At 71.4% G+C, this 12090-nt stretch carries 9 protein-coding genes and 1 pseudogene; 5 read left to right on the top strand and 5 right to left on the bottom strand.

Annotated features, from left to right (window positions below):
• Positions 1–262 precede the first annotated feature (262 nt).
• Together IE257_RS03775 and recD2 are read right to left on the bottom strand one after the other, a co-directional pair.
• Positions 263–1552 carry a citrate synthase gene (locus IE257_RS03775; protein ID WP_052871576.1) on the bottom strand — a complete coding sequence of 430 codons (1290 nt, stop codon included), beginning with the start codon at positions 1550–1552 and terminating at the stop codon, positions 263–265.
• A 182-nt stretch (positions 1553–1734) separates the two neighbouring features.
• Entirely contained in the window at positions 1735–3993 is a 2259-nt protein-coding gene (gene recD2 / locus IE257_RS03780) for an SF1B family DNA helicase RecD2 (protein WP_189964526.1), read from the bottom strand.
• A 316-nt stretch (positions 3994–4309) separates the two neighbouring features.
• Between recD2 and IE257_RS03785 the strand changes: the two genes are divergently transcribed.
• Both IE257_RS03785 and IE257_RS03790 read left to right on the top strand, forming a co-directional pair.
• Positions 4310–4867: a DUF937 domain-containing protein gene (locus IE257_RS03785; protein ID WP_189964527.1), complete on the top strand. Its 558-nt coding sequence runs from the start codon at positions 4310–4312 to the stop codon at positions 4865–4867.
• 43 nt (positions 4868–4910) lie between these two features.
• Positions 4911–5423, top strand: a pseudogene (locus IE257_RS03790) (GNAT family N-acetyltransferase); the annotation flags it as partial.
• Here the strand turns inward: IE257_RS03790 and IE257_RS03795 are convergent.
• The gene (locus tag IE257_RS03795; protein WP_189964531.1) at positions 5329–6309 is read right to left on the bottom strand and encodes an EamA family transporter; all 981 of its coding nucleotides are present in this window, start codon (positions 6307–6309) and stop codon (positions 5329–5331) included. The pseudogene IE257_RS03790 and the gene IE257_RS03795 sit on opposite strands and share 95 nt — an antisense overlap.
• A gap of 100 nt (positions 6310–6409) precedes the next feature.
• On the opposite strand from IE257_RS03795, the gene IE257_RS03800 reads away from it, so the two are divergent.
• The gene (locus IE257_RS03800; protein ID WP_189964533.1) at positions 6410–7312 is read left to right on the top strand and encodes a LysR family transcriptional regulator; all 903 of its coding nucleotides are present in this window, start codon (positions 6410–6412) and stop codon (positions 7310–7312) included.
• Between the two features lie 187 nt (positions 7313–7499).
• Positions 7500–9263 carry a glycoside hydrolase family 3 protein gene (locus IE257_RS03805; RefSeq protein ID WP_189964804.1) on the top strand — a complete coding sequence of 588 codons (1764 nt, stop codon included), beginning with the start codon at positions 7500–7502 and terminating at the stop codon, positions 9261–9263.
• Positions 9264–9305: 42 nt separating this feature from the next.
• On the opposite strand, the gene IE257_RS03810 is transcribed toward IE257_RS03805, so the two are convergent.
• Positions 9306–10739: a serine protease gene (locus tag IE257_RS03810; RefSeq protein WP_189964535.1), complete on the bottom strand. Its 1434-nt coding sequence runs from the start codon at positions 10737–10739 to the stop codon at positions 9306–9308.
• Positions 10740–10823: 84 nt separating this feature from the next.
• Positions 10824–11180: a hypothetical protein gene (locus IE257_RS03815; RefSeq protein ID WP_229920084.1), complete on the bottom strand. Its 357-nt coding sequence runs from the start codon at positions 11178–11180 to the stop codon at positions 10824–10826.
• A gap of 309 nt (positions 11181–11489) precedes the next feature.
• Between IE257_RS03815 and IE257_RS03820 the strand changes: the two genes are divergently transcribed.
• Positions 11490–12044, top strand: a complete 555-nt coding sequence (locus IE257_RS03820) for an EF-hand domain-containing protein (RefSeq protein WP_189964539.1) — start codon at positions 11490–11492, stop codon at positions 12042–12044.
• Positions 12045–12090 lie beyond the last annotated feature (46 nt).

The following is a 12090-nucleotide window of genomic DNA, read 5'->3' on the forward strand; positions in this document are numbered from 1 at the left end:
GGACGTTTCATGGAGACCTGGGGGGTTTCCATGGGTATCCGCCGGCCGGGACACGTGCCCGCGGGAGGCTTTGAGCGGCCCTCCCGGACGAACGGGTCCCGGCACACCGACGCCCCGGCTCGGGTCCCGTGGGGGGAATCCGTTTCGGGGAAAAGGGAAGCGCCCCGACCGTCGACCCGTGGGGGGATCGACGGCGGGGCGCTTCTCGCACACCTGGGGTACCGCCGCGCGGCCGCACGCCGCGCGACGGGAAGGCCTCGGGTCAGCGGGCCTCTACGGGAACGAAGTCGCGCAGGACCTCGCCGGTGTAGATCTGGCGCGGGCGACCGATGCGGGAACCCGGCTCCTTGATCATCTCGTGCCACTGGGCGATCCAGCCGGGAAGGCGGCCGAGCGCGAAGAGCACGGTGAACATCTCGGTGGGGAAGCCCATCGCCCGGTAGATGAGACCGGTGTAGAAGTCCACGTTCGGGTAGAGGTTGCGCTCGACGAAGTAGTCGTCGGCCAGCGCGTGCTCCTCCAGCTTGAGCGCGATGTCGAGCAGCTCGTCGCTCTTGCCGAGCGCCGAGAGGACGTCGTGCGCCGCCGCCTTGATGATCTTCGCCCGGGGGTCGAAGCTCTTGTAGACGCGGTGTCCGAAGCCCATGAGCCGGACGCCGTCCTCCTTGTTCTTCACCTTGCGGATGAAGGCGTCGACGTCGCCGCCGTCGTTCTTGATGCCTTCCAGCATCTCGAGGACGGACTGGTTGGCGCCACCGTGCAGCGGACCCCACAGGGCCGAGATGCCGGCGGAGATCGAGGCGAACATGTTCGCCTGCGAGGAACCGACCAGACGCACGGTGGAGGTCGAGCAGTTCTGCTCGTGGTCCGCGTGCAGGATCAGCAGCTTGTCGAGCGCGGAGACCACGACCGGGTCCAGGTCGTACTCCTGGGCCGGCACGGAGAAGGTCATGCGCAGGAAGTTCTCGACGTAGCCGAGGTCGTTGCGCGGGTAGACCACCGGGTGGCCGACCGACTTCTTGTACGCGTAGGCCGCGATCGTCGGGAGCTTGGCCAGCAGCCGGATCGTCGAGAGGTTGCGCTGCGTCTCGTCGAAGGGGTTGTGGCTGTCCTGGTAGAACGTCGACAGCGCGCTGACCACGGAGGACAGCATCGCCATCGGGTGCGCGTCCCGCGGGAAGCCGTCGTAGAAGCGCTTCACGTCCTCGTGCAGCAGCGTGTGCTGGGTGATCTCGTTGCGGAACGACGCGAGCTGGTCGACGGTCGGCAGCTCGCCGTTGATCAGCAGGTACGCGACCTCGATGAAGGTCGAACGCTCGGCCAGCTGCTCGATCGGGTAGCCGCGGTAACGCAGGATGCCCTGCTCACCGTCGAGGTAGGTGATCGCGGACTTGTAGGCCGCGGTGTTGCCGTAACCACTGTCCAAGGTGACGAGCCCGGTCTGGGCCCGCAGCTTCGAGATGTCGAAGCCCTGGTCACCGACGGTGCTCTCGACCACCGGGTAGGTGTATTCACCGTCCGCGTACCGGAGTACTACAGAGTTGTCGCTCACGTCATCCCTCACCGACGTAGTGCCTCTTCTTCGAGGTGCCCTGACTGCCTCTACCTTCCCCCATTTGGCGCAGGAGAGTGCACTCGGGGTCGGCGTTTGGTGCTTTCGACGGCACTGAGTGCCGTCAAGCTGCTCATCCTGCCCCCTCCGCACCGGTGCGGGAACCCCAAATGATCGATCATTTAGGTGATGTTTCCCACCGGTATCCGGCCGGACAGCCTGGCAGCGACCGCCGTGTACCTCCTGCCTGCGGAAACGGTACGCACCGCCTGCCCGAGCGCCTTGCGGGACCCGACGAGGACGACCAGTTTCTTCGCCCTGGTCACCGCCGTGTAGAGCAGGTTGCGCTGGAGCATCATCCAGGCTCCGGTCGTGACAGGGATCACCACCGCCGGATATTCACTCCCCTGTGAACGGTGAATGGTGACGGCGTACGCGTGGGCCAGCTCGTCGAGCTCACCGAACTCGTACACGATCTCCTCGTCCTCCTCCGTCCTCACTGTCAGGCGCTGTTCGTCCACGTCCAGGCCGATGACCACGCCGACCGTGCCGTTGAAGACGCCGTTGGCGCCCTTCTCGTAGTTGTTCCGGATCTGGGTCACCTTGTCTCCCACCCGGAAGACCCGGCCGCCGAACCGCTTCTCCGGCAGGTCCGGCCGGGCCGGCGTCATCGCCTGCTGGAGCAGCCCGTTGAGGTTTCCGGCGCCGGCCGGGCCGCGGTGCATCGGCGCGAGCACCTGGACGTCCCGCCGCGGGTCGAGCCCGAACCTGGCCGGAATCCGTCGGGCCGCCACGTCCACGGCCAGCACTCCGGCCGCCTCGGTGTCCTCCTCCGGGAAGAGGAAGAAGTCCGGCAGGCCGTCCGTGATCGGCGGCAACCCGGTGTTGATCCGGTGGGCGTTGGTGACCACCCCCGACTGCTGGGCCTGCCGGAAGATCCGGGTCAGCCGCACCGCGGGCACCGGGCCGCCCTCGGCCAGCAGGTCCCGCAGCACCTCCCCGGCACCGACCGACGGCAGCTGGTCCACATCGCCGACCAGCAGCAGGTGCGCCCCCGGCGCCACCGCCTTGACCAGCTTGTTGGCCAGCAGGAGGTCGAGCATCGAGGCCTCGTCGACCACGACCAGGTCCGCGTCCAGGGGGCGCTCGCGGTCGTACGCCGCGTCCCCGCCCGGTTTGAGCTCCAGCAGCCGGTGCACCGTGGAGGCCTCGGCCCCGGTGAGCTCGGCCAGCCGCTTCGCCGCCCGGCCGGTGGGCGCGGCCAGCACCACCTTGGCCTTCTTCGCCCGGGCCAGCTCGACGATCGAGCGCACGGTGAAGGACTTCCCGCAGCCCGGCCCGCCCGTGAGAACGGCGACCCGGCGGGTCAGCGCCAGCTTGACCGCGTCGCGCTGCTCGGGCGCGAGCGTGGCCCCCGTCCGCCCGGCGAGCCAGCCCAGGGCCTTCTCCCAGTCCACGTCCCGGAAGCCGGGCATCCGGTCGTCCTCGGCGTGCAGCAGCCGGCGCACCTGCCCCACCAGCGACAGCTCGGCCCGGTGGAAGGGCACCAGGTACACCGCGGTCAGCGGATCCGGCCCGCCCTGCGGATCCGGTACGGGCTCCCGTACGACCCCTTCCGGATCGGCCGCGAGCTCGGCCAGGCAGTCGATCACCAGCCCCGTGTCCACCTGGAGCAGCTTGACCCCGCCGGCGATGAGCCGGTCCTCGGGGAGGAAGCAGTGCCCCTGGTCGGTGGACTGGGACAGGGCGTACTGGAGGCCGGCTTTGACCCGTTCGGGGCTGTCGTGCGGGATGCCGACGGCCTGGGCGATGCGGTCGGCGGTGAGGAAGCCGATGCCCCAGACGTCGGCGGCGAGCCGGTAGGGCTGGTTCTTCACCACGGAGATGGAGGCGTCGGCGTACTTCTTGTAGATGCGCACGGCGATGGAGGTGGAGACGCCGACCCCCTGGAGGAAGACCATGACCTCCTTGATGGCCTTCTGCTCCTCCCAGGCGGCGCCGATCAGCTTCGTCCGCTTGGGGCCCAGCCCGGGCACCTCGATCAGCCGCTTCGGCTCGCCCTCGATGACGTCGAGGGTGTCGGTGCCGAAGTGGTCCACGATCCGCTCGGCGATCTTCGGGCCGATGCCCTTGATCAGGCCGGATCCGAGGTAGCGGCGGATGCCCTGGATCGTCGCCGGAAGGACGGTCCGGTAGTTCTCCACCGTGAACTGCTTGCCGTACTGCGGGTGGGAGCCCCAGCGGCCCTCCATGCGCAGGGACTCGCCGGGCTGTGCGCCCAGCAGCGAGCCGACCACCGTGAGCAGGTCGCCGCTGCCGCGGCCGGTGTCCACGCGGGCGACCGTGTACCCGCTCTCCTCGTTGGCGTAGGTGATGCGTTCGAGGACGCCGTCGACCACCGCCATGTGGACCGCCCGCGGCGCCCCGTCTGCTGCTGCCATGCCCCGAAACTACCGGGCGGCGCCGACAGTGCGTCAGGCCTGTGGACAACGCGACGGGACACCGCGACGGGACAACTCGGCGGGGCAGGACGGGGGGCAGCGCAAAGGGGGTCCCGCCTTTCGGCCGGACCCCCTCACGGTTACCCCTCCCGTGTCGGACTTCCCGATCCCCCCAGATCCCTCCCCGGAAGCACCGACGCAACATACGACCCGCGATGCGCCTGAACGGTTGCATCCGGAATCACAGCTTTACGTTTCCGTTACCCAATGCCTACTCAAGGTGCCGGTGAATCGGCACAGAAGTAGCGTTTCCGGCATGAGTGAATCTTCATTCCAGGACGAGGTGCTGGGCGAACTCGGCGACGACAAGCTGACCGAGATCGCCGGCCTGCTCGGTACGGACACCGCCGGCGCCAAGGAGGCCGTCTCCGAGACCGTCGGCACCATGGCGGGAGACCTCCGGCAGAAGGCCGCCGGCGACGACGCCGACGGCGAGGAGGTGCGCGAGGCCCTCGCCGAGGTGGCCGAACCGCCGCTGCAGGGCGTGGCCACGCTCGGGGGCCTGGGCGGCCTGCTCGGCGGCGGAATGATGGCGGGGGTACTGGCCAAGGTGAGCAAGCCCGTGGCCGGCGCCGTCTCGAAGAAGACCGGCATCCCCGCGGCCACCGTCAGCCGGGTCATCGAGATGCTGATCCCGGTGGTGCTGGCGGTCCTCGCCAAGCGCGCCGCCGGCAAGGCACCGGGCGCCGGAGCGGCGGGCACGACCGCGGGTGCGGCGGGCACGGCCCCCGGCGCGGCTCCCCGCACCTCCCCCGCCCCGGGCGGCGGCCTCGCCGACCTGCTGGGCCAGATCCTCGGCGGCGGCAAGAAGTAACCCCTCCGGGTGCCCCACCCCGAGCCCGCCCCCCTAGAGTTGACCCATGGCTGAGAGCGTGCGGCTCCGCGACCCGGAACCGGGGGACCTGGGGTGGATCGTGCAGCGCCACGGCGCGCTGTACGCCGCCGAGTACGGCTGGAACAGCGACTTCGAGGGCCTGGTGGCCCGGATCGTCGCGGACTTCGCCCAGGACCACGACCCCTACCTCGAACGGGTGTGGATCGCGGAGCTGGACGGCCTGCCCGTCGGCTCGGTGATGTGCGTACGGGAGGAGGGCCCGCCCGGCACCGCCCGGCTGCGACTGCTCCTCGTCGACCCGCAGGGCCGCGGCCGCGGCGTCGGCACCCTGCTGGTCGACACCGTCGTCGCCTTCGCCCGTTCGGTCGGCTACCGCGAGCTGGTGCTGTGGACCAACGACGTGCTGACCGAGGCCCGCGAGCTCTACCTGCGGGCCGGGTTCACCCTGATCGCGGAGCGGCCGCACCGCTCGTACGGAGTGAGCCTGACGGGACAGGACTGGCGGCTGCCGTTGCAGGAGGGCTCCCCGCGCTGACGCCCGAACCGACCCCCGTACGGTTCACGGCGCGCGCGGGGGCCAGCGAGGTCAGTGCCACCCCGCCCACCAGCAGGACAGCCGCCAGCCAGCGCAGCCCGGAGACGGACTCCCCGAGCACCAGCGCCGCGGAGGACATCCCGAACACCGGGACGAGCAGGGAGAACGGGGCCACCGAGGAGGCCGGGTAGCGGCGCAGCAGGTAGCTCCAGGCGGCGAAGCCGAAGACGGTGGACACCCAGGCGACGTAGCCGATGACGGCCACCCCGGACCAGTCGAGGGCGCGCAGCGCGGCCAGGTCCCGCTCCGGCCCCTCCAGCAGCAGCGAGAGCGCGATCAGCGGCAGCACGGGCACCGTGCACACCCACACCATGAAGTTCAGGGCGTCGGGCGGGGCGGCCCTGCGGGTCAGGACGTTGGACACGCCCCAGCAGGCGGCGGCCGCCACGACCAGGGTGAAGCCGAGCACCGGACCGGAGGTGCCCCCGTCCACCGCGGCGACCGCGATCCCGGCCAGCGCCACGGCCATGCCGAGCACCCGTACCCGGCCCGGTCGCTCGCGCAGCACGACGGCGGCGAGGACGGCGGTGAAGACGGCCTGGATCTGCAGGACGAGGGAGGACAGCCCGGCCGGCATCCCCGCGTCCATGCCGGTGAAGAGCAGGCCGAACTTGGCGACGCCGAGGGCGATCCCGACCCCCGCGATCCACTTCCAGGCGACCTTGGGCCGCCCGACGAAGAACACGGCGGGCAGGGCGGCGACGAGGAAGCGCAGGGCGGACAGCAGCAGGGGCGGGAAGTGGTCGAGGCCGATCTCGATGACGACGAAGTTGAAGCCCCACACGGCGGCGACGAGCACGGCGAGTGCGGTGTGTACGGGACGCATGCACCGAGCATCGACCGTCCGACCGTGTAGCACCAGCGCGGATGTCTTCCGGGTCGGATGAAGCGTTGCTTACGGATGTGGGCGGTGCCACGATGGAGACATGCTCGATCTCGCCCGGCTGCGCGCCCTGCACGCCGTCTCCGTCCACGGCTCGGTCGCCGCCGCCGCGGCCGCCCTCGGCTACACCCCCTCGGCCGTCTCGCAGCAGATCTCCAAGTTGGAACGGGAGACCCGCACCACCCTGCTGGAGCGGCGCGGCCGCGGGGTCGCCCTCACCGAGGAGGCCCACCATCTGGCCGACACCGCGCAGGAGTTGCTGGCGATCGTGGAGCGCGCCGAGACCACTTTGGAGGAGCGGCGCGGGCAGCCCGGCGGGCTGCTGACGGTGGCCGCCTTCGCCTCGGCGGCGCGCGGCCTGCTGCCGGAGGTACTCGCCGATCTGGCCCGCCGGTATCCCGCTCTGGACGTCCGTCTCACGGAGGTGGACCCGCACCTGTCCGTGGAACTGGTGGCCCGCGGGGTCACCGATCTGGCGGTGGCGCACGACTGGGACATCGCCCCGCTGCCCGCACCCGAGGGCATCGAACAGGCGGTGATCGGGGACGACCTCTGCGACCTCGTGGTCCCGGCCGGGCATCCGTTCACCACGCGCCGGGTCATCCGGCGCTCGGACCTGGGCGGCGAGCGCTGGGTCTGCCAGCCGCCCGGCCGGGTCTGCCACGACTGGCTGGTGCGCACCCTGCGCACCGCCGGGTTCGAGCCGGACGTCGCGCACGTCGCGGAGGAGAACCACACCATCGTCGCCCTGGTCGCGGCCGGACTCGGGGTGGCCGTCGTACCCCGGCTGGGCACGGGCGCGCTGCCGCCGGGGGCGGTCGCGGTACCGCTGGAGCCGGGGCCCGTACGCCGGTTGTACGCCCTGTGGCGGACCGGGGCGGCCCGGCGGCCCGCGATCACCGAGGCCGTACGGACTCTGCAGGAGCACTGGGCGTCCCACCGGTAGCGGGTGCCGTCCGGAGATGCAGGCCGAGGAGGAGGCCCGGCTGCGGGCCGACCGTCCGAGGATGCAGTCCGTAAGTGTCATACGAGGGACCTACCGAGTGTCCGTCACTCCCCGGGCGTACCCCGGCAGTAGGGTCCGGCGCGTGCCGTACCACGCCTCGCGCCGGAACCTGCTCGCCGCAGCCGCCATGGTCGCCGTCACGGCCGCCGGGGCCGCTTCCGCAGCCGTCGGCCCCCACCCCGCCCCCGACGACTCGCGGCCCCCGGGCAGCGCGCCGGGCCGTCGCCCCGGCCGGGCCCGACTGCGCGCCCTCGTGGACCGGATGAGCCTCGACGAGAAGATCGGGCAGCTCTTCGTCTCCCGGGCGTACGGGCATTCGGCGACCGATCCCGACCCGGCGGACGCCGAGCAGAACCTGGCGGCCTTCGGCGTGCGCACCGCCGCCGAGCTGGTCTCCCGCTACCACCTCGGCGGGATCATCTACTTCGCCTGGGCCCACAACACCCGGGCCCCGCAGCAGATCGCCGCGCTCTCGGTCGGCCTCCAGCAGAGCGCCCTCACCACCGGCGCCCGGATCCCCCTGCTGCTCTCCACCGACCAGGAGCACGGCGCCGTCGCCCGGATCGGCCGGCCCGCGACCCTGCTCCCGGGGGCGATGGCGCTCGGGGCGGCCGGGTCCACCGTGCACGCCCGGCGGGCCGCGCGCATCGCGGGTGCCGAGCTGGCCGCCATGGGCATCCGGCAGGACTACGCGCCGGTGGCCGACGTCAACGTCAACCCGGCCAATCCGGTGATCGGCGTCCGGTCCTTCGGCTCCGACCCGCAGGCCGTGGCGGAGCTGGTCGCGGCCCAGGTCCGCGGCTACCAGGGCGCCGGGGTGGCCGCCACCGCCAAGCACTTCCCGGGCCACGGGGACACCGAGACCGACAGCCATGTCGGCCTGCCGGTGATGCGGCACAGCCGGGCCGTCTGGGAGGAGCTGGACGAGCCGCCCTTCCGGGCCGCGGTGGAGGCGGGCGTGGACGCCATCATGACGGCGCACATCGTCTTCCCCGCGCTCGATCCCTCGGGGGACCCGGCGACCCTCTCCCGGCCGATCGTCACCGGCCTGCTGCGCGAACGCCTCGGATTCCAGGGGGTGGTGATCACCGATGCCCTCGACATGGCCGGGGTCCGCCAGAAGTACGGGGACGACCGCGTGCCCGTACTGGCTCTGCTGGCGGGCTGCGACCAGCTGCTGAACCCGCCGGACCTGGGGCTCGCGCACCGCAGCGTGCGGGCGGCCGTCGAATCGGGCGAGCTGACCCAGGCGCGCGTCGAGGAATCGGTGCTGCGGATCCTGGAACTGAAGTCCCGCCGGGGCCTCTTCGACGAGGCCTACACCACGGGGCGGGAGGTCGAATCCGTCGTGGGCGTCCAGGAGCACCTCGACGCCGCCGACACGATCGCGGCCGCCACGACGACCCTGCTGGCGAATCCGCGCGGGCTGGTGCCCTTCGATGCGACGGCCGGACCACGGCTGCTGGTCACCGGGACGGACCCGGTCTCCCCCACCGGTACCACCGGCCCCCCTACGGTCGTACTGGCCCGGGAGCTGACCGCCCTGGGCTGTCGGGCCACGGCGGTGCCGCCCGCCCGGGCCGCGGCCGCCGCGGCCGGTCACGCGGCGGTGCTCGTGTGCACGTACAACGTCCCGGAGGGCGAGAGTCCGCAGCGCACGCTGGTGGCGGACCTGATCGCGTCCGGGGTTGCGGTCATCACGCTGGCGGTCCGCAACCCCTACGACCCGGCCCGGCTGCCGGCCTGTGCGGCGGAGCTGGCCACGTACTCCTGGACGGATGTGGAGATGCGGGCGGCGGCCCGGGTGCTCACCGGGGCGCTGCGGCCCGCCGGCCGCCTCCCCGTCCCGGTCCCGGGCCGCTACCCGCTGGGCCACGGACTGACGCTCTGAACTCCTCGGCGCCCGTCCGCGGCCGCGCGTCCCGCTTCCCGTTTACGGCCGCAGCTGCGGCTCGCGCTCCGGGTCGACCTGGTCGAGCTGCGCGTCCGGTGCGGCCAGCGGCGCCGCCCGGCCCGCGTCGGCGAGCGCGGCGGCCGGGGCCACCCCGGCCCACTGCAGGATCTTCGCGGTGGCGAGGGCCTTCTCGCCGTCCATCAGCTTGGCCACGTTCGCCCCGTGGTTGGCGCCCGGCGCGATCATGACGTAGCTGTCGCGCACCCCGTAGCCGAGGCGGAACGGCTCCGCGCCCCACGGGTCGTTCTGCCCGTACACGAAGAGCATCTGATGGGCGTTGTTGCGCACCCACTTGTCGACGTCCGCCATCGCCCCCGGCTGGAAGGTCATGGGGATGTCTCGGGGCACGAAGTTGCGCGGCGGCTGGTAGCCGTAGCGGCTCAGGCCCTTGAGGTGCGGCTGCTTGATGTCGGGGGAACCGAGCTGCGTACCCGCCTGGTAGTAGTACGGCGTGTACGTCTCGAGGCCCTGGTCGGAGTAGGCCGAGAAGCCGGAGATCGCGTCGATCGTGTCCCAGATCTGCTGGTCGCTCGCGGTGGCGGCGGCCGGGATCGAGGCGCAGTCGGCGAGCAGGCTGTACTGCCAGAAGGCCCACACGTAGTCGAGCACGACCGCCTCGTAGGCCTTGTCGAGGTTGCCGACGGTGGTGAAGGTCCAGCCGTTCTCGGCGGCGGCGACGGCGTACTTGGCCTCCAGCGGCTCGCGGCGCACGAGCGCCTCGCGCTGCACCGCGTTCAGCCTGTCGCGGCACTCCTTGGTGCCGACCTTGGCGAAGAAGCGGTCGTAGGCCGAGTCCTCGTCGTTGACGACGTCGTTGGGCGCGACGTACGCGACGACACCGTCCATGTCGCGGGGGTAGAAGCGCTCGTAGTACGTCGCCGTCATACCGCCCTTGCTGGCGCCCGTGGACAGCCAGTTCTTCCTGTAGATCTTCTTCAGCGCGGTGAAGAGGCGGTGCTGGTCACTCGCGGCCTGCCAGATGTCCAGGTTCGACCAGTTCGCCGGGTCGGGCCGGGACGGCGTGAAGAATCGATACTCCAGGGACACCTGGTTGCCGTCGACGATGGCCGTCGGCTCACTGCGGCGCGGGCTGGTGTTGACGTTGTAGCCGGAGGTGAAGAACACCGACGGCCGCGAGACGTCCTTGTGCAACAGGGTCAGGCGCTGCTTGAAGGTGCCCTTCCACGGCTGCCGATGGTCCACCGGCTGCTCGTAGTTCAATACGAAGAAGCGGTAGCCGGGGTACGGCTTCTCCTCGATCAGGCTCATCCCGGGAATGCCGAGGATCTGGTCCTTGATGTCCGTGGCGGCCGCGGGCTCCGCGGCTGTGGCCGCTTGCGCCGTGGAGCCGGCCGCGCCCATGGTGCCGATGAGCACCACGAGCGACAGCAGCCATCCGAGCGTCTTGCGCATTCACCCTCCCCTTGAGTTCACTTCGGTCGCCGTGAACCTAGCCGGGTCAACACGCCACTGACCAGACCTAGTTGGGCCTGTCCCTCAGCACAGGATCCAGCCGGAATCAACAGATCCGGACCCCACGCTCCCCTTTACATACACGCAGCGGCTGATCGCGCCGACCGTGACGGGCCCGGCATATCGGGTGAATCCCCCCGCCTCGCGCACCGGGGCGCCACCGCGCGGCTGGATGCTCACCGCCATCCGCCGGCGCTCGCCGAACTCCCTGGCCACGGTCATCGCGCAGGCCTGGTTGCGGCTCTTGTAGACGCGCACCTCGCCCTCCTCGAAGGGCACCGTCCCGGCCAGCCGGCCCGCACAGCCCTCGGTCGCGGCCCGCGCCGCCGGCGGCGCGAGCAGCCCGCCCGCGCAGAGCCACAGCGCCGCCACGAAAACCACCGGGGAAGCGGCCCGACGGCCACGTCTCCTTCGCCCCTGCAGCACCCTGTCCCCCGATCGGTCGTGCGTACGGTGCACGCACGCACGTACGACGCCCGAGCCCGCCGGAAGGTTGCCGCGCGCAAGGACCCGACCGCCGGTACCGGTACCCCTCCCTCGTACGAGTGCATCCGCCACCTCCCGGCGGGACAGCGGGAGTTCACCCCCGGAGCGGCGATTACGCTAGGTGACGGGACCTCCGCTCCTCGTCGCCGTACCGATACCCGTACGCGTACCCGTACCCACGCCTCAGCCGTGAAAGGCCATGAGATGACGAACGACCTGCTCGACCGCAAGCTGGAGCGCGCCTTCACTCACCTGGACGCGGACGGGAGCGGCGTGATCGACGCCGACGACATCATCGCGCTCGGCTCCCGGCTGCTGACGGCCCTCGCGGAGCCGGCCGCCTCGCCCAAGGCGGACCTGGTGATGGGCGGGCTGGCCGACTTCTGGCAGGACCTGTTCACCGAGCTGGACATCGACCGGGACGGCAAGGTCACGCCCGAGGAGTACAAGCTGGGCATGACCCGCCTGTACGGGCAGGGCGGACCCGCCTACGACCGGTCGTTCCGCCCGATGATGCGGGCGATCCTCACGATCGTCGACACGGACGGAGACGGGCGCATCAGCCCGCAGGAGTTCCACCGGGCGCAGGAGGCCTTCGACACGCAGCTGAGCCCGGCCGACACTGAAGCGCTCTTCCGGCGCATCGACGCGGACGGGGACGGCTCGCTGACGGTCGACGAACTCCTCGACGCGGTACGCGAGTACTACACCGGCACCGACGAGGACGCCCCGGGGAACCTGCTCTTCGGCGAGTTCTGATCCCGGGGCGTCCTGCGACGGGCGAGCGTGCGCTCGGGCGGCGCGG

It is taken from the genome of Streptomyces avidinii (assembly GCF_014650695.1).
In the GTDB taxonomy this organism is placed as follows: Bacteria; Actinomycetota; Actinomycetes; order Streptomycetales; family Streptomycetaceae; genus Streptomyces; species Streptomyces avidinii.